The organism is Spirosoma jeollabukense, from assembly GCF_054777855.1.
In genome coordinates, this window is sequence record NZ_BAAHAD010000005.1 from 113245 (window position 1) to 130841 (window position 17597).

Here is a 17597-nt window from a genome sequence, read left to right on the forward strand (position 1 = left end):
ATCACACGTGTGTTTTTGTCATTCCGACCGCACCGGCGGACCGGTCGGAATGACAAAAACACGTTATTTAAGTGAATACTAAACAGTTACGTTGTTAAAACGTAAAGGGCACCTCGACCAGTGCTTTATCCCAGGCGATCATCATAATGGCGTTCTTAACGTCGTTATCGCTGGCCTTTTTGAACTGAATGCTAAGATTTTCAACGGGTTCTTCGGCTTTTTTGACTGGTACTGTTACCCGTAAAACATCCAGTTTCTCATTGTAGCTATACGCGCCCCACTGATCTAAATCGGTGTTGAAGATGAGGGTCCATTCGTTTTCATTCGGAATCGCATAGAAAGAATACACGCCCGCTTTTAATTTTTTCCCCTGAATGGTGGCGTCCGTAAAAAGCTTGAATTCAGTGGCTTCATTAGCGCCCACCCGCCACACTTTTCCGTAGGGAATCAGCTTCCCAAATGTCTCTCTATCTTTCTTGGCCGGGCGACTATAGGTTACCCGTGCAAAGACCTTATCGCCAACTTTAGCGGGAGCAAATTTCCGGTCATGCGCAAAATCGTCAGGATAGTAGGCCATATCCATTGGACTCTTGTCGATATCCCTTAATTTTTGAGCGTTAGTAGCCAGTGTGAAGCAAACCAGTAGTGAAGTGAGTAATGCAGAAATTTTCATAGCAAGATTGTATGTCGAATTTGAATCCGACACAAGGTACTTACAAATTATGACTGTTCGCCGGCGAATAGCCTATTCAGAGGCCAGCCGCGTCATTTCTTCGTCTGCAAACTTAAAACGGAGTTTCCTGACTGGGGTCTGCGTTACCAAAGTTCGACATGTTGTTAGCCTTACTCTTGAAAACGCTTCCCGCCGATGGGGGCGCATCAAAATTGCTTAGACCATTCACATCAGGAGCGAAGCCCTGTGTCGCTACGGGTTCGAAATAAGAATCCAGATCGCAGAACTTCGTGAACTTATTGATAAACCGAAGCTGAATGGTATCGAGCGAGCCACTCCGGTTTTTGGCAATGATCACCTCACCAATACCAGCCGTCGAGTTTCCGTTTTCGTCGGCTGTAATGTTGTAATACTCAGGCCGGTACAGGAAACATACCATGTCGGCATCCTGCTCAATTGACCCTGATTCCCGAAGGTCGGATAGCTGCGGTTTTTTGTCACCACCCCGTGTTTCAACGGCCCGGCTCAACTGGGAAAGCGCGATAACCGGTACGTTCAATTCCTTGGCTAAGTTCTTGAGCGCCCGTGAAATAGACGCAATTTCCTGTTCACGATTGCCCGCCTTACCGCCCGACGTATCGCCCGACATTAACTGGAGATAGTCAATAACGACCATCTGAATGTCGTGCTGGGCTTTCAAACGACGGCATTTGGCCCGTAGTTCCAGAATGGACAGCGCAGGCGTATCATCAATAAAAATTGGTGCTTCGGTCAGCCGTTGAATTTTGTGGTGCAACTGTGTCCACTCGTGCGGAGCCAGCGTCCCTTTTCTGATCTTCTCGGAATCAATTTCAGCTTCAGCCGAGATAAGCCGGTTAACCAACTGTACGGACGACATTTCCAGCGAGAAAATTGCTACCGGTTTTCCGTGATCGACAGCAGCATTTCGAAGGGCGCTAACGACAAAGGCGGTATTATGCGTCACCGTCATGTCTTCCAGCAGAAACAGCCGATTTCCGTCAATTGAAAAACCGTAATAGTCGTCAACTTTGTCGTATTCAACTTGAATACCCGTCACGCGCCAATCAGCACGGGCCTTGAGGGGCCGGGCTTTTTTGCGTTCAATACGTACTGGAATCGAATTCAGATTACCGAAAATTCGAAGCCTGTAGACAGGACAGGTATATCCGATTGAGGTAATAGTTGCTTGTTTTTCTTTGAGTGAACAACGGAATCCAAGGGTGTCGCAGAGGTATTTTAATTGCTCGGCTAATTCTTTGTTTTTCTGAATAATCTCGTAGCAGTTAAACTCTTCCTGGTAATGGCCGTCACTATCAACAAGTCCGGCAAGTAGTTTTAGCCGGTTTTCGGTCGAATTAATTAGATATGACTTGGGTATATGTTTGTTTTCAATAATAGACAAGCCTCTCAATTGCTCCTGTACGTTGAAAACGGCTGGACGTTTGCCCCATTGGGCACCCCCGCGCTGGCCAGACGTAATGGCATGATTGGGGGCTTTGCCGACTTGCTGATACGTTGCAAACGTTATATTCAATTCATCAGCATACCCTTTCAGATAGTCAACAACTTCGTTATCGACACTGGTAATTCGGGAGCTGTATGAGTGTCCATCGCCGAGCCACAAACCTACAAAATATGGATCGAGCGGGACAGTCTGCTCCGGAAACTCAACGGCGACCTTATACCCTTTATAGTTCGTTTTAAATTTATCGCTTTTCGTCAGGTAATCGCGGACGGTAATATTCAATATATCACCTTTGACATGCGGGCCTTCCGTTCGCGACCGCTTCAGCGAAAGAATATGGCTTTCATTAACCCGATAGTCGATCCCTTTATTCTGTTTTACCCAATACATTCGTTCCTTACCTCTGGCAATGCTGAGCACCCGGCGGGGCGTTGAGTCGTCACCCATGAGCAAATCACCCTCACGAACATCTTCTACCTTCCGAAGTGACCCATCAAACATAACTACTTTGGTGCCTTTGCCGAGGCATTTCCCCATCGCGGGCCTGGCCGCCAGAATAATCAATTCGGTCGGCTGCCAGCCCGACGTAACCCGGTCGAGGTTGGTAAAGCCGGATGGTACGCCTGTTAAACCTTCCTGATTTTTCTTGGTTTCGAGTTCATTGAGCGCCATCCTGACGATGGTGCTCATGTCGGCGTAGTTCTTCTTGATGTTCGATTCCGAAATCTTGAAGAGCGATTGTTCCGTCCGATCCAGGAGTTCGAAAACGTCGGTGGTATCCTCGTAGGCGTCGCGCAGAATTGTGGACGACATCGCGATCAGCGCCCGCTTGAGTGCCTGTTCCGACACAATTCGGGAGTGATATTCGATGTTGGCCGCCGAGTTGACCCGAAACGTAAGTTCCGCAACAAAACCACCGCCACCTACCAGTTCGATCTCACCCGTTTTACGAAGCTGGTTCGTTACTGTCAGAAGATCGATGGGGTCGGAGTTGCCGAATAACGTCAGAATGGCGTTGTAAATCCGCTGGTGGGCTTCTTTGTAAAACGTCTCTGGTTTAAGAATATCGACAACGGAAGAAAGGGCGTCTTTTTCGATCATTAACGCACCCAGTACGGCTTCTTCGAGGTCAAGCGCCTGGGGGGGTAATTTACCAAGGCCGGTATCGAGCCAATGATTGCCGGCTTGCTGACGACCTCCGGCAAAGCCAGAAGGTTTACGAAGGTGTTGGTTGGGGCGTGCGTTATTCTCCATGTCTCAGTGCAAGTTTACGCATTCTCCCCGGCATAAGGCAAATTCGGGTTGTTCGACGTATAGCCATGTTACCGGCCACGTCGTCCGTAACATTCTGGTAATGTTGACGCTATCACGCCGAAAAAAAAATCGATTTTTTAAGCAACGGTGGCGGGAGCAGATTGCGTACATGGTATAGAGCCTTACCAGATCACTGTAGGTCAGCAAGATAAGTAAATATCCCTAAAAAATACCCCTTTTTGGTCAAATATTACCAAGCGATAAGAATATAGGAAAAACGAATAAATTTTCAGTGAATGACGTTGTAGAAGCAAAGAAATCGCTTACTTTTCGGAATCACATTTTAACTTTATTTAGCGTTTGGTCGAAAAAGTCATTACCCTAGACAACGTATCGCTCATCGATTTTCTGGGCGTAGAGAACCACAACATCAAGGAAGTGGCGGCTGCGTTTCCCATGAGCAAAATCATCTCGCGTGGCAACGAGATTCGCATTAAAGGTACAACGCCTGAAATTAGCCGAATCAGTGACATTCTGGACTCGCTGCTGGAACATTACCAGAAATATGGTAAGGTCACTCATGAAAATGTTCAGAATTATATTACTCACAGTGGTCAGCCAGTGAATGGCAACGGCGCAACTCCCCCCATACTACCCGACGATGATGAAGTGCTGGTTTATGGCACGCGGGGCGTAGTGGTGCGGGCCAAAACCGATAATCAGAAACGATTGGTCGAAGCGGCCGAAAAGTATGATCTGGTATTTGCTGTAGGCCCGGCCGGAACGGGCAAAACCTATACTGCCGTTGCTATTGCCGTTCGGGCTTTGAAAAATAAGGAAGTTAAAAAAATTATTATTACGCGTCCGGCCGTAGAAGCGGGTGAAAATCTGGGGTTTTTGCCGGGCGATCTGAAGGAAAAAATTGATCCGTATCTGCGTCCTATTTACGACGCACTCGATGATATGATTCCGGCAGAAAAACTTAAGTTTTACCAGGAGAATCGAATCATTGAGATTGCTCCGTTGGCCTATATGCGTGGTCGGACGCTGAACAATGCGTTTATTCTGCTCGACGAAGCACAAAATACGACGTCGATGCAAATGAAAATGTTCCTGACGCGGATGGGACCAACGTCAAAAGCAATTATTACGGGTGATAAATCGCAGATTGACCTGCCAAATAAGCAAAAATCGGGGCTGGTTGAGTCTGTTGAGATTTTGAAAAACATCAAGGGTATCGCGTTTGTTGAACTCGATGGCCGCGATGTGGTTCGTCACCGACTTGTTCGTGAAATTATTACGGCATATGATAAAGCAGGTCAATAACCTGATGCAGAGTAAACGAACCGGCTGGCGTTGGCTGGTCGGTTCGTTTGTTTTTTTAGTAAGTTCAACGGCCTGGGCACAGACCTCAGGAGTCGTTGACCAAGCGCTCGATCGCTGCGGAGTCGTTGAACACGAGCGTATCCTGCAACAACGCAACCCCAACCGCCTTAAGCAGCTGAATGAATTAAACCAGCGTGTGCAGCAGCTACAGACCGAAACCTCATTGCTGCGGCAAGCGGCCGACGGCACTACGTACCGAATTCCGGTTGTTGTTCATGTTGTGCATAATAATGCATCAGGTACGATTGGTGGGGCAGGCAATGTTAATATTTCTGATGCCCAGATTATCTCCCAGATTCAGGTCCTGAACGAAGATTATCGGCGTAAACCGGGTACTAATGGATACAATACCAGCTCGATCGGGGCCGATGCCAATATTGAGTTTTATCTGGCGACAACCGATCCGGATGGTCAGCCCAGTACGGGGATTACCCGCCATTATTACCCACAGAAAACATCTTTTGACGTCTTCAACGACGACGTACTGCTCTCAAATATAGCGTACTGGCCCAGCGATCGCTATTTAAACATCTGGGTAACCAAAGTTGACTCGTATCTTGGGTATACCCAGTTTCCAACTATGGCCGACACGTTGACGGGGTTGACTCCCGCTGCGGATTCAAACGAATTCACCGATGGCTCAATTATTGACTACCGATATTTTGGGAAGCAAACAGGCACCGTGACCAGTTCAACCTATGCACTGGGACGGACGGCTACGCACGAAATCGGGCACTGGCTGGGCCTCCGCCACCCAAACGGTGATGTTGACTGTGGTGATGACCACGTAACGGATACGCCCCCCACCGATGACCTCAATCAGACGACCCGGTGTACGGATCTATTCTCAAACTGTTCAGGTCGGCGTACGCGCGAATTAATAGAAAATTACCTGATGTATTCGCCCGATGCCTGCATGAACATGTTCACGGTTGGGCAGGTTGCCCGCATGCGGGCGGTGTTGCAGGTGAGTCCACGCCGGGCAAAAATGATCAAATTAGCCTCGGCAGCCCTGGGTGAAACAGAGACCCTTACGATCAACGTCTACCCAAATCCAACGACCTATGCCGCATCCATCGACGTACAGTTAAAAGGGTCTCAATCGTTTAGCATCGATTTGTTTGATGCGACCGGGCGTCAGCTACGTAGCTCTTCGTTCACCAATTCCCCAAGTACCAGCGTTCCCGTATCGGTTACTGGTTTGACCGCCGGCATCTACATTGTTCGCGTGAAAACCGCTGGTGAAGTAGTCAGTAAACGTTTGCTGGTACAATAAAATAGTTGTATGTTCGGTTAAATTCGCCAGGGCTGGTCAATAATCCGGTCAGTTGAAACCCTACTGGCTAGTGGTGGGGTTGGCTTTAAAACATACTTTATGATTAGTGTTTTACCTATTTCCAATCCTATTGATCTTGACTCTGCTTTTGCCATTCGCAGGGAGGTGTTTGTAGACGAGCAACATGTTTCTGCACGTGAAGAATACGATGAATTTGAGGATACCAGTACCCACTTCCTGGCTCGTGCCGATGGCGCCCCATGTGGCACTGCACGCTGGAGACGCACATCTAACGGTGTTAAGTTAGAGCGTTTTGCGGTCTTAAAACCCTTTCGAGGCATGGGCGTTGGCAAGGCCTTAGTTAAAGCTGTACTTGAGGATGTATTTAGCCAGCAGCCGGAACCCATTGAACGTATCTACCTGCATGCACAGGTGAGTGCCATGCCTCTGTATGCTAGTTTTGGCTTTGTATCCATCGGCCCCATGTTTGAAGAGGCTGGTATTCAGCATTACAAGATGGTATTGCCAGGGTCGGCCTACGCGAAAGAATGAAAGGCCATCCGTTTATTCGCTATGCGGCTGGTTTAGTCGCCGGTATACTCCTTTACGTTCAATACCCAGACTTAATAAGTGTGCCGCTGACGGCATTGATCATCGGTATTTGCCTCATTAGTTGGGGATTCATACGTAGTATCGGCCAAACTATCAAGCCGATTCAATTAACGTCTGGACTTGGTGGGTTATTGATTTTGCTGGCTTTAGGCTGGGCAATAACGTATCAACATACCGCTCGAAATCGGCCCGATGCGATTGGTCATCTGGCAGATACGTTGCAAGCCTACGAGGGTGTCGTGGCGGCTCAGCCGGAAGAACGTGCCAAAACGTATCGCGTCGAGTTAGAAATCCGTCGGGGAAAATGGGGAAGTGACCATGCGGAAAAACGATGGCAAGCGCTCAGTGGCCGGGTTATTGTGTACTTGGATAAGGCGGGCGTGCCAATGCCCCGGTATGGCGAAGTCTGGCTTGTGTCCGGTCCACCCCGACCCATTGACCCACCGCTGAACCCCGGTGAATTTAATTACAAACAATACCTGAGCTACCGGAATATTGAGCATCAGCAATACCTGCGTCCGTTTCAACGGCAGATTCTGACTGTCGATCCGCCCAACCGGATTACCAACCTGGCTGCGGTCGTGAATCGCTGGGCCGATAGTATGTTTACGCATCAAATAGGCACCCGTGCCGAATATGGTCTTGTGAACGCCATGATTCTGGGCGTTCGGGATGATCTGGATACGGAATTATATCGAGCATATTCTGCTGCCGGAGCCGTGCATATCCTGTCTGTGTCTGGCTTGCATGTAGGCATCCTGTTTACCGTGCTGACATTCCTGCTAAGCTTTCTCATCAAGCGGCCTCGCGGTAAACTCCTGATGGCAGCAATACAATTGTTGATTTTATGGTTCTACGCACTGGTAACGGGCTTTTCTCCGCCAGTGCTACGTTCAGCAGCTATGTTTACAATGCTGATAATAGCCAATGCATCAGGACGGCAACAGCAATTGACTAATACGTTGGGCGCATCGGCTTTTTTTATTCTGTGCTTCGATCCGTACGCCCTGTTTTCGGCAGGTTTTCAGCTGTCGTATCTGGCGGTAGCCGGTATTGGCAACTGGCAGTCGTCACTATATCAGTCTATTACGTTCCGAAATAAATGGGCAAATCGACTGTGGGAATTGACGGCCGTAGCCCTTGTTGCTCAACTTGTAACGTTTCCGCTTGGGGTATTCTATTTCCACCAGTTTCCAACGTATTTCCTGCTGGCCAATCCGATTGTTATTGTGATGTCGGAGTTGTTGTTGCCGTTGTCAATGGCCGCCCTGGCCTTTAGCTGGGTGCCATATATCAACGATTTACTGGGGTGGGTGCTGCAAAAAACGGCCTGGGTACTGAATTACGCCGTAACCCAAACGAGTCAGCTACCGGGCGCTGCCTGGGATGGCCTATGGCTTTCATCGACGGCGATGGTATTGATTTATGCTGTCATTCTGTGTGGCGTTGCGCTGCTGGTAACCCGCAATCGGGTATACCTCTGGGCTACCTGCCTGGCTGCACTGACGCTGGCAGGACTGACACTATGGGATGACTATGCACAGGCGCACCAACGCCGACTTGCCGTACATTTCTTACCACACCGAACGGCTGTCAGTGTAACAGATGGGCATCAAAGTACACTCCTGACCGACCTTGACAGTACGGATACGCGTTCGTACGATTTCTACCTCAAAAATACATTTGGGCAATGGGGCGTCTCAAGGCTGACTCGGGAGCGTACAGGATCAATCGATTCGTTAAAAAGTATCCCGGCTTATTACCAAACGCGCGACTACGCCCTATGGGTTTGGCGGGGTAAAACCTTACTGCTGGTTAACAAATTGACCGGCCGTAATCACTGGAAGTTACCAGCCGTAGTTGATTACCTCATCATTCGCAGAAATGCTCTCCATGCGTGGAATCAGCTGGATGGGCGCGTCGTGGCCCGACACATCATCTTTGACGATTCGAACAAGACTCCCCTGACTGACAAACTGTTAGTTGAAGCTAAGCAACTCGGTGTTGCCTGCTACTCCGTTCGGCAGATGGGCGCCTACGTGGCCGAACTGGAGTGATCTTACTTGATCAGGAATCATTATCTCGTATACAAAGCCCCTTTGGCAATGGTTGATTCGTACTCGTAGTTGATGGTTTCCAGAAACTTACCGGTTACCCAGCCAATATCCGCATTTCGGACGAACACAAATCGCTTGGGACCAGCCGCCGTTGAATACGCCTTCATGATGGCTTCCAGCCACAAGGCACCCGCAATCAACTGTTTCTCATTCAGTTGTGCTTGTATCGTCGCTATATCCTGTTGTGCCTGATTACGTACCGTTGGGTCTGTTACAGCGTTCAGATTTACTTTGGTAAGTTCTTTATAATCGGTTAAGGTCAGGCGTTTGAAGCGCTCAACGTCCTCAATCGTGATGGGAACGGCCGTAACACCAGCCTGTTCAGGATGGAGATATGTGATAAGCGCCCAGGCAATATCACCACCCACACCTACTGTTTTGCGTTGTTGCAACCCTCGGTTACCAGCGTTCAATTGAGGGGCGATTTGCGTATCCGAGAGGGTTTTTATAACCCGTTGCGCTTCTTTTCTGTAAGCATCCATGCCTAGCGAGCCCTTACTATCAATTTGATTGACGAGTGAGGTGGTGCCGAATGGAATATTTATTGGGTGAAATGTTTTGTCGTGCATGTTCACACCCTGGTCGAAATAGCCGCCAACAGTACTGTTGCTTCCCAGGTCTAACGCTGAGGTAGTTGGCCAAACTTTTCGGGGTATAGCCCCTATTGTAAACAATTCGGCTTCGCGAGGAGCGGTTAGGCTGGTGTCAATTTTAAGGGTGCTGTTGGGCAACACACGGGATAACTGATCGTACAGTTTTTTCCGGCTTTCCGGCGTTCGTGCCAGTTCTTCCCGAACCTCGTTGCTCAAAACAATGAAAACGCGCTCGTTAGGAATATTATAGCGTTGGATGGAATCCAGGCAAATTCGTAGAGCATCCTGACCACCCCGATACGATCCCGAAGCATCAGCGAATAACGTAACGGCTGGATTGGCAATATCAACCGTGGACTTGATGTCTTTCTCGTAGAAATCGGTTTCGTACTTCGTTTTAAGGATAGCCAGTTTGATGGTTGATGAACCGATCTGGATACCCGCGTACAAATTTTTACTGGAAAGATTCCGGACGATTTCATTGACACCCCAGGCACTGGCTACATATTTTAACTTCAGGTATTGGGTACGAGCCCGTTCCAGATACTGAAGCGCCGTCGTGCTGTCTTTCAAATCTTTATACGAAAGACCCAGTAGTTCATTGGTAATCGCTTCCCAGTAGAGATTAGTCGATTTTACGGCGGGTAATGCCCGCTTGAGCAAGTTTATCGACTCATCCGACTTATCGACCTCCCGGAGCGTATTAGCAAGTTTGACGTAGCGGATAGCCTGGGATAAACTTTTTGCATCCTGTGCGACGCCAGTAGTAAGTCCAACACTAAGCAAGAAGAGGGCTAAGCATAAGCGTTTCATAAGCAAGGTATATTGGTTGGTAAGTGCTATTGTTTTCATGTTGCTGGCAACTGATGCCAGATGTACGTAGTAAATCGAAAATTAGACTTACTCCCCCAATGAAAATTAGCGTGCGTCCAACCAATACGTTGCTTTATCCCGTGAAGGACAACGAAAGTGACCTAATTCGACCCAACCTTATTACTGCTTAATGAGTCTTTCTTCGGCATATTTAGCGAATCTTTTTTCGGCGCTGGTGGCCGGAACCCACCGACTGCTTTCTGCATCTCATCTTTCTTCGATTGATACGTTGCCCATTGTTCAGGCGTCAGAATGGTTTTGAGCCTATCCTCCTTCTCTTCGTTGAGCATCAGCATCATATCCTGAATCTGCTTACGCGTATCGGGTCCTGGTTTTCCGCTGGGTCCGACGATGTCTTTGATGGCGTCCTGCTGCTGACTGGCGTACTCGTTATTGAGGTTTTTAACGGCTTTCGCCTGATCTTTATCCAGATCCAGGTTTTCTTTCAGCCATTTAGTTTCCTTATTGGCTATATCGCCCGCAATATTCGGGATCGAAGGGCGGGATGGAGTGGTGTTCGGAATACCACCTCCCATTCTATTGCCGCCCATTCCCCCCATTCGACCGCCGTATCCGCCCCCATAGCCCCCTCCATATCCGCCATACTGACCGAAACTCTGAACGCTAATGGACAGACCTGCAATCAGGCTTAGGCAATACAACCACACAATTGTCTTTTTCATGATGGCTTCAACCAATTAGTTTAGAGCTTGTTTCGTGCAACTAAGTATAAATAACAGGACAAAAATAAGGGAAGTTATTGGGCTTTCAGATGCGCAGAAGCCTTAAACTTTTTCCCTAAACCTACCGTTCTCTTTGTGTATGGAAATGCTAGAAAAAATCCGCAAGGCGTACACCGAGTACGTATTAGAAAACGGGAAACAACCCCCCTCAGTCTTTCAGTTTGCCAAAAAACTGAAAATCGCCGAAGCTGACTTTTATACTCAGTATACATCCTTCGACGCCATTGAAGCCGACATCTGGCTCACGTTTTTTACCGATGCCAAAACCACGGTAGATGCCGATGAGACCTACCAGGGATATTCCGTACGGGAGAAATTGCTGGCGTTTTATTATACCTGGATCGAATTGCTCAAATCTCAACGCAGTTTTGTCGTCTACAGCTATGGACGCATGGGGCTTGGGGCGCGGGGCATAGGGCGCATGAAACCACAAACGCCTGTTTTAACTTTATTCAAGGACGCATTTTTCGATTACGCCCGTGACTTGCTGGCCGAAGGCCGTGAAAGCAAGGAAGTTGAACCACGTCCGTTTGTTACTGACCGTTACCCGAACGCGCTCTGGGCACAGACACTTTACCTGCTTGATTTCTGGGTGCGTGACGTAAGTAAGAACTTCGAAAAAACCGACTCAGCCATCGAAAAGTCAGTCAACACCGCTTTTGATCTCATTGGCCGTTCGCCTTTAGATACGTTGTTCGACTTTGCCAAATTTATGTATCAAAATAAATAGCAGGGAGCACGGGGTGCGGAGCAGGGGAGTTGTTCCCACGCTCCCTGCTCCCTGCCCCATGCTTCTGCCTATGAAAATCCAGACATCCGTTCCGACGAGTAAAGTTGCGCGTGCCAGCCAGTTTATGAAGGCTGGGGTTAAAGTTGGTGGTAATTACATTAAGCACTACAGTAAAAAACTGATGGACCCCAGCTTGTCAAAAGACGAACTACACAAAGACAACGCGGCTGATATTTATGATGCGTTGAGCGAACTCAAAGGCTCGGCCCTCAAAATGGCGCAGATGCTGAGTATGGATCGGGGTTTGTTGCCGGTAGCGTATTCTGACAAGTTCACGATGGCGCAGTACTCGGCACCACCGTTGTCGGGGCCGCTGGTCGTTAAAACGTTTAAAACATACTTCGGTAAATCGCCATCGCAACTGTTCGATAAATTTGACATTGATGCGGTCAATGCGGCTAGTATCGGACAGGTACATGTAGCCTGGAAGGATGGTAAAAAGCTGGCCGTCAAGGTCCAGTATCCCGGTGTCGCCGATGCTGTTACGTCGGATTTGAAGATTGCCAAACCCTTGGCGGTACGTCTGCTTAACCTCAATGAGCGGGACATTGACCGGTACATGGGCGAAGTGGAGTCGAAGTTGCTGGAAGAAACCGACTACGATCTGGAACTCAAGCGATCGATTGAAATATCGGAAGCCTGCGCCCATATTCCGGGATTGGTATTCCCAAAGTATTATCCTGAATTGTCATCCAAACGTATCCTGACAATGGATTGGCTCGATGGGTTACATCTGAAGGAATTCATGCGGACAAATCCGTCGCAGGCTGTTCGCGATCAGATCGGGCAGGCGTTGTGGGATTTTTATGACTTCCAGATTCATACGCTACGTCAGGTACACGCCGATCCGCATCCGGGTAATTTCCTGATGAGGGCCAACGGCACTATGGGTGTGATTGATTTCGGTTGCGTGAAAGTCATTCCCGACTTTTACTACGATAATTACTTTCGGCTCGTCAACCCCGATACCCTCGAAGATGCTGAGCTGACGGAAGAGATTTTCAATAATCTGGAATTCCTGACACCTGAAGATTCGCTAAAAGATCGACAGTTTTTCTCCGATCTTTTCAAAGAAATGACGTTGATGCTGGCCGAGCCGTTTGCTGTTGATGAATTTGATTTTGGCGATGATTCATACTTCAACAAGGTGTATGCGTTTGCCGAAGGACTAGCCAACGTTCAGGAATTGAAGAACTCGAAAGTAGCGCGGGGCTCGCAGGATGGTCTATACGTCAATCGTACCTACTATGGCCTTTATGCCATGCTGAATGAGCTGAAAGCCAGAATTGTAACGACCAAGCCCGAATGGTTGAGGTCGAAGAAACTAGTTGCATAAGCAATCCTGCTACACACAAAAAACACCTAAGCTGGTCCAGAGTCGCTTAGGTGTTTTTTTATGTGTAGTACGTAGTGTAACTCATGAATTTACGCTACGTTAACTTCTGTATCCGCTCTGCTGCTTCACCATCCAGCCGGGATATTGCAGGGGCAGCGGACTTACTTCGTCTATTTTCTTCAAATCCTCCCCGGACAGCGAAAAGGTCGTGGATTTGATATTGTCGTTTAACTGCTCTACCGACTTGGCGCCTATGATCGTGCTGGTGACACCGGGTTGCTGCCGTACCCAGGCCAGGGCTACCTGCGCTACGGAAGCTTCATACGGCTTACCAATCTCCGTCATGACGTCCACCAGGTCATAGGCTTTTTCTTTATTGATGGGCGGGAAATCGAAGCTGTCTCTGCGTGAACCCGCACTGGATTGCGCGCGGGTGAATTTGCCGGTCAGGAAGCCGCCCGCCAATGGGCTCCAAGGGAATATAGCCAGTTTATGATCGGCGGCCATTGGCACCAGTTCGTGTTCAATATCCCGACTAACCGCCGAATAGTAGTATTGTAAGCCGATAAATTTATGCCAGCCGCTGTAGTGCGCAATCGCCTGAGCTTTCGCCACCATCCAGGCGGGCCAGTTACAGATAGCGACGTAGCGTACTTTGCCCGTGTTGACGATGTCGTTCAGGGTACGTACAATTTCTTCCAGCGACGTTTTAGGGTCAACCCCGTGTACGTATAGAATATCGATGTAGTCCAGTTGCAGGCGTTTCAAACTCGCATCGACCGAGTTAAAAACATGATAGCGGGATAGGCCCAGGCTGTTGGGGAAATCATCCATACGACCCAATACTTTGGTGGCAATTACAACCTGATCCCTCGGGACGTTCAGGTCTTTCAGGGATTGCCCCAATAACTGCTCTGACTGGCCGCGCGAATATACATTCGCGGTGTCGAAAAAATTGATACCGGCTTCGGTTGCCGCTTTGATGAGCTCATTGACCTCCTGCTGCTGTAGTTTACCTATTTGCTCCCATATACCAGCATTTTGACCACCAAAAGTCATTGCGCCAAAGCACAGCTCCGACACCATCAGGCCTGTATTGCCTACATACTTATACGTCATGATTCGTCTTATTTTAACGTGTAACAATCAGCAGTTCTGACAAAAAATCCGGTTGCAAAGTTCTGCTGTCGCCAATTCACCTTTATTAAGAAAGCGGTTGGGGCGGTGGTGTTCCCGCAGGTCTGGAGTTATCGTTGGGCAAGGGGACAAACTCCCGGTTGTCATTGGGTGGTAAAGCAATACGGCCAGCCAGCCAGTCCGCTTTGGCCTGCTCGATACGTTCCCGTCGGGAGGAAACGAAGTTCCACCAGATAAAGCGCTCACCCAGCGGCTCTCCGCCCAGCAGCATAATCGTAGTCGTTTCGAGGGCAATCATCATGGGGTCGATACCCGGCGTAAAGACGAGTAACTGACCGGCTCCATAGTGATTTCCATTTACTTCCACTGTCCCTTTCGCTACGTAGGCTCCCCGTTCCGGATAACCCAGGGGCAACCCGAATCGGGTGCCCGGTTGTAAGATAACGTGGGCATAAAACAAAGGAGAATGTGTTTTGACATCATTACGCAGTCCGAAGGCATTGCCCGCAATAAGCCGCATCCAGACACCTTTGTCCGTAAAAATGGGAAGTTCATCGGGCTGGTAATTATCGAACGAGGGGGCATCTTCCTCATCCGCTTCGGGCAGCGCTACCCAGGTCTGAATCATTTCCAGCGTGCCGCCGGCCAGCATCGTTGGATCTTCAAATCGCTCCGAGTGGGCAATCCCGCTGCCGGCTGTCATCCAGTTTACCTCACCGGGTCGGATAATCTGCTGTACGCCCAGGCTATCCCGGTGCGTGACTTGTCCATCGAACAAATAACTCACGGTCGAAAGGCCAATGTGTGGATGGGGTAGTACGTCCATGCTGGAAACCTGATCGGGTTTCAGCGCCACCGGCCCACCATGATCCATAAAAATAAACGGCCCGAGCATTCGTCGGAGCCGGTAGGGCAGAATACGCCGGACATTGAATCCATTGCCTAATGAAGCGGGTCGGGCATCAATGACTATATCTAGCATGAAGGGATGTGTTTTATTGGAATTTTTTCGACAGGATTGTTTGTCAGTAATTTAATCCTGACGAAAAATTAGCTTTCTGCCGACGCATAAATTCGCTCCACGATTTCCTGTAAAATCGCACCCTGTTCGGCCGTACAAACGGTCGACGGTTTTCCCTGGCAGGCATCCAGGAAGGAGGCTGTATTTTTAAGCTGAATGTCCACCTCTTCCAGATACGGAAACCGAACATCAGCCAGTTCGCCCGCTATTTCGGTATACATCATGAACGGAAACAGCTTAACCCCGGCTTTGCTGCCGAAAATTTCCAGATCACGATCTTTGTCGGCCTGCGTGTTCAGGGCAAACGACGCCGATAGCATGATGGACACTTTGTTGGGAAACGAAAGATAGGCCATTGCAGCATCCTCTACGCCGAAGGTTTTGGGGTCCCAGCTCCCCATCAGGCCTTTTCCGCCCGTTTTTCCGATAAAATCATACGTATTGCCCAACACCTGATCGGGAGTGGGGTAGCCAAGGGCACACAGCGCCAGATCCAGTACGTGAACACCCAGATCCATCAGCGCACCCCCGCCCTGTATGTCCTTGTTCGTGAAATTTCCCCAACCCGGAATCCCCCGCCGACGCAGGAAATGAGCTTTGATATGATAAATGTTGCCCAACAGGCCTTCGTCTTTGCAACGCATAAACAACTCCCATTCGGCCGATTGGCGTAACTGGAAATTATAGGCAAGTACCAACCCTTTCTGAGCCGCCAGATCAGCCATTTCACGGGCATCCTGAGCCGTCAGGGCGGGCGGTTTTTCGCAGAATACGTGGCAGTTATGTTCCAGTGCTTCAATGGTTTGTGGATAGTGCAGGTGATTGGGCGTACAGATCACCACCAGATCGAGCGGACATTGCTGATACATTTCACCCGTGTAGGAAAACGCGTTGGGAATGCCATGTTTATCGGCCAGCGCCCGGGCTTTCGTCAGGTCCCGGCCACACACGGCAACCACCTCTACCTGCTCACCTAACTGCTTGAGGGCGGGGATATGATTGGTATCGGCAATATGGCCTCCACCGATGATAGCTGCTTTGAGTATTGACATGCCGTAAAGAAAGTAAAAAGTTGGTAACCTTTCCTACAGGGGCGATCTTATTTGGGCTGCGTGGGTTTGCTGGCTGAACATTGGGGCAATTGGCGCACCAACACGTATCTTTACCAAATGTTACGTACTGCTGATTCGCCTGCTAAACCCCGCTTCGACGATATTTTTATGGAACTGGCTGTTAATCTGGCCAGACGGTCGCACTGCATCAAGGCGCAGGTCGGGGCTGTACTCACCCGCGACACCCGAATTATTTCCATCGGCTACAACGGCCCCCCCGCTGGAACGCACAATTGTGATGAGGAATTTCCCGATGTAGGATGCCCGCGTGACTCTAAAGGGTCGTGTTCACTGGCGCTTCACGCCGAGCAAAACGCTATTCTTTATGCCGCCAAAAACGGCTCGGCGATTGAAGGGTCCACCATCTACGTAACGTTATCGCCCTGCATCGCCTGCGCCCGAATTATTTACAGCATGAAAATTGCCCGAGTGATCTTTCTGCATTCCTATGCTGAATATAAGGGTATTGGCTCCGACGAAGGCGTTGATTTTCTGCGTCGATTTGGCGTATCGGTTGAACGGTACGTATCGGGCGAGGGCGTTACCTTGCTGGCTGAACCGCCCATTCCCGCCAGAAAGCCATGAACATTCTGGCGCATGGTTATCTCTCCGGCCGAAACACAGATTTACTTATCGGTAACTTTATTGGCGATTTTATCAAAGGAGACCCTGCCAGTCCGCGCCATAACCTGACGCCCGGCGAAGTAGCGGGCGTTCGGCTTCACCGCGCTATTGATACATTTACGGATGCGCATCCTGACGTAGCGGCCGTGCGTGACCTGTTGCATCCACGCTGTCATAAATACGCTGGGCCAGCCGTGGACATATTTTTTGATCATTTTCTGGCGGCCAACTTTCAGGAACTCACGGGCGAGCCACTAACTGAATTTGTTGCGTTTTTCTACCAGACGTTGCAGACCAATGTATCCAGATTACCAGTCCCGGCTGCTCGAATGGTTGAGTACATGATTCGGCAGGATTGGCTGACGAATTATCAATTTATTGATGGGATTGATCGTTCGCTGAAGGGCGTTTCCCGCCGAACCGCGTATCCATCGGGATTAGATACGGCCATTGAGGATCTGGATCTGTACTATGAGGAAATCGGGGCGCATTTTACGTATTTTTGGCCTGATTTGGTCGACCATTGTCAACAGACACGTATCGATTTATTAACGCTGCTATAGT

15 protein-coding genes are annotated in these 17597 nt (G+C 49.2%); 8 read left to right on the plus strand and 7 right to left on the minus strand.

From position 1 onward, the window contains the following. Positions 1 to 94 precede the first annotated feature (94 nt). Both ACYVEA_RS19885 and dnaB read right to left on the minus strand, forming a co-directional pair. On the minus strand, positions 95 to 673 hold the full coding sequence (locus tag ACYVEA_RS19885; RefSeq protein WP_461115182.1) for a DUF2911 domain-containing protein: 579 nt from the start codon (positions 671 to 673) through the stop codon (positions 95 to 97). A 112-nt stretch (positions 674 to 785) separates the two neighbouring features. Further along, positions 786 to 3413, minus strand: coding sequence for a replicative DNA helicase (dnaB, locus tag ACYVEA_RS19890; protein WP_461115183.1), 2628 nt, complete (start codon positions 3411 to 3413; stop codon positions 786 to 788). Positions 3414 to 3773: 360 nt separating this feature from the next. Here dnaB and ACYVEA_RS19895 point away from each other — a divergent pair, with 360 nt between their 5' ends. The 4 genes from ACYVEA_RS19895 to ACYVEA_RS19910 all read left to right on the plus strand — a co-directional run bounded on the left by ACYVEA_RS19895 (position 3774) and on the right by ACYVEA_RS19910 (position 8744). Further along, entirely contained in the window at positions 3774 to 4739 is a 966-nt protein-coding gene (locus ACYVEA_RS19895) for a PhoH family protein (protein WP_461115184.1), read from the plus strand. After that, on the plus strand, positions 4720 to 6075 hold the full coding sequence (locus ACYVEA_RS19900; RefSeq protein WP_461115185.1) for a M43 family zinc metalloprotease: 1356 nt from the start codon (positions 4720 to 4722) through the stop codon (positions 6073 to 6075). The genes ACYVEA_RS19895 and ACYVEA_RS19900 overlap by 20 nt, the downstream gene beginning before the upstream one ends. Positions 6076 to 6174: 99 nt before the next feature. Further along, positions 6175 to 6627 carry a GNAT family N-acetyltransferase gene (locus ACYVEA_RS19905; protein ID WP_461115186.1) on the plus strand — a complete coding sequence of 151 codons (453 nt, stop codon included), beginning with the start codon at positions 6175 to 6177 and terminating at the stop codon, positions 6625 to 6627. After that, entirely contained in the window at positions 6624 to 8744 is a 2121-nt protein-coding gene (locus ACYVEA_RS19910) for a ComEC/Rec2 family competence protein (RefSeq protein WP_461115187.1), read from the plus strand. Before ACYVEA_RS19905 ends, ACYVEA_RS19910 begins: the two co-directional genes overlap by 4 nt. Before the next feature lie 20 nt (positions 8745 to 8764). Here ACYVEA_RS19910 and ACYVEA_RS19915 read toward each other — a convergent pair whose 3' ends face one another. Further along, positions 8765 to 10210, minus strand: coding sequence for a tetratricopeptide repeat protein (locus tag ACYVEA_RS19915; RefSeq protein ID WP_461115188.1), 1446 nt, complete (start codon positions 10208 to 10210; stop codon positions 8765 to 8767). Positions 10211 to 10371: 161 nt separating this feature from the next. Continuing rightward, the gene (locus tag ACYVEA_RS19920; protein ID WP_461115189.1) at positions 10372 to 10953 is read right to left on the minus strand and encodes a hypothetical protein; all 582 of its coding nucleotides are present in this window, start codon (positions 10951 to 10953) and stop codon (positions 10372 to 10374) included. 139 nt (positions 10954 to 11092) lie between these two features. On the opposite strand from ACYVEA_RS19920, the gene ACYVEA_RS19925 reads away from it, so the two are divergent. Together ACYVEA_RS19925 and ACYVEA_RS19930 are read left to right on the plus strand one after the other, a co-directional pair. Then, the gene (locus ACYVEA_RS19925; protein ID WP_461115190.1) at positions 11093 to 11743 is read left to right on the plus strand and encodes a TetR family transcriptional regulator C-terminal domain-containing protein; all 651 of its coding nucleotides are present in this window, start codon (positions 11093 to 11095) and stop codon (positions 11741 to 11743) included. Positions 11744 to 11813: 70 nt separating this feature from the next. Next, on the plus strand, positions 11814 to 13139 hold the full coding sequence (locus ACYVEA_RS19930; protein WP_461115191.1) for an ABC1 kinase family protein: 1326 nt from the start codon (positions 11814 to 11816) through the stop codon (positions 13137 to 13139). Positions 13140 to 13238: 99 nt separating this feature from the next. Here the strand turns inward: ACYVEA_RS19930 and ACYVEA_RS19935 are convergent, their stop codons facing one another. From ACYVEA_RS19935 to ACYVEA_RS19945, 3 genes are all read right to left on the minus strand, one after another. Next, on the minus strand, positions 13239 to 14258 hold the full coding sequence (locus ACYVEA_RS19935) for an aldo/keto reductase (RefSeq protein WP_461115192.1): 1020 nt from the start codon (positions 14256 to 14258) through the stop codon (positions 13239 to 13241). Between the two features lie 85 nt (positions 14259 to 14343). Further along, positions 14344 to 15258: a pirin family protein gene (locus ACYVEA_RS19940; protein WP_461115193.1), complete on the minus strand. Its 915-nt coding sequence runs from the start codon at positions 15256 to 15258 to the stop codon at positions 14344 to 14346. 68 nt (positions 15259 to 15326) lie between these two features. Continuing rightward, a complete protein-coding gene (locus tag ACYVEA_RS19945) occupies positions 15327 to 16349 on the minus strand; it encodes a Gfo/Idh/MocA family protein (protein ID WP_461115194.1) in 1023 nt (340 codons plus the stop codon). Positions 16350 to 16466: 117 nt separating this feature from the next. On the opposite strand from ACYVEA_RS19945, the gene ACYVEA_RS19950 reads away from it, so the two are divergent. Together ACYVEA_RS19950 and ACYVEA_RS19955 are read left to right on the plus strand one after the other, a co-directional pair. Then, a complete protein-coding gene (locus ACYVEA_RS19950; protein ID WP_461115195.1) occupies positions 16467 to 16994 on the plus strand; it encodes a deoxycytidylate deaminase in 528 nt (175 codons plus the stop codon). Continuing rightward, positions 16991 to 17596 (plus strand): acyl carrier protein phosphodiesterase, encoded by a 606-nt coding sequence (locus ACYVEA_RS19955; protein ID WP_461115196.1) that lies wholly within the window; start codon positions 16991 to 16993, stop codon positions 17594 to 17596. Before ACYVEA_RS19950 ends, ACYVEA_RS19955 begins: the two co-directional genes overlap by 4 nt. Position 17597 lies beyond the last annotated feature (1 nt).

Excerpts from the sequence above, each read along its gene's own strand:
- ACYVEA_RS19920 (WP_461115189.1), bottom strand. The coding sequence starts at position 10,953 with ATGAAAAAGACAATTGTGTGGTTGTATTGCCTAAGCCTGATTGCAGGT.
- ACYVEA_RS19910 (WP_461115187.1), top strand. The coding sequence starts at position 6,624 with ATGAAAGGCCATCCGTTTATTCGCTATGCGGCTGGTTTAGTCGCCGGT.
- ACYVEA_RS19950 (WP_461115195.1), top strand. The coding sequence starts at position 16,467 with ATGTTACGTACTGCTGATTCGCCTGCTAAACCCCGCTTCGACGATATT.
- ACYVEA_RS19900 (WP_461115185.1), top strand. The coding sequence starts at position 4,720 with ATGATAAAGCAGGTCAATAACCTGATGCAGAGTAAACGAACCGGCTGG.
- ACYVEA_RS19940 (WP_461115193.1), bottom strand. The coding sequence starts at position 15,258 with ATGCTAGATATAGTCATTGATGCCCGACCCGCTTCATTAGGCAATGGA.
- ACYVEA_RS19945 (WP_461115194.1), bottom strand. The coding sequence starts at position 16,349 with ATGTCAATACTCAAAGCAGCTATCATCGGTGGAGGCCATATTGCCGAT.
- dnaB (WP_461115183.1), bottom strand. The coding sequence starts at position 3,413 with ATGGAGAATAACGCACGCCCCAACCAACACCTTCGTAAACCTTCTGGC.
- ACYVEA_RS19905 (WP_461115186.1), top strand. The coding sequence starts at position 6,175 with ATGATTAGTGTTTTACCTATTTCCAATCCTATTGATCTTGACTCTGCT.
- ACYVEA_RS19885 (WP_461115182.1), bottom strand. The coding sequence starts at position 673 with ATGAAAATTTCTGCATTACTCACTTCACTACTGGTTTGCTTCACACTG.
- ACYVEA_RS19925 (WP_461115190.1), top strand. The coding sequence starts at position 11,093 with ATGGAAATGCTAGAAAAAATCCGCAAGGCGTACACCGAGTACGTATTA.
- ACYVEA_RS19930 (WP_461115191.1), top strand. The coding sequence starts at position 11,814 with ATGAAAATCCAGACATCCGTTCCGACGAGTAAAGTTGCGCGTGCCAGC.
- ACYVEA_RS19915 (WP_461115188.1), bottom strand. The coding sequence starts at position 10,210 with ATGAAACGCTTATGCTTAGCCCTCTTCTTGCTTAGTGTTGGACTTACT.
- ACYVEA_RS19935 (WP_461115192.1), bottom strand. The coding sequence starts at position 14,258 with ATGACGTATAAGTATGTAGGCAATACAGGCCTGATGGTGTCGGAGCTG.
- ACYVEA_RS19955 (WP_461115196.1), top strand. The coding sequence starts at position 16,991 with ATGAACATTCTGGCGCATGGTTATCTCTCCGGCCGAAACACAGATTTA.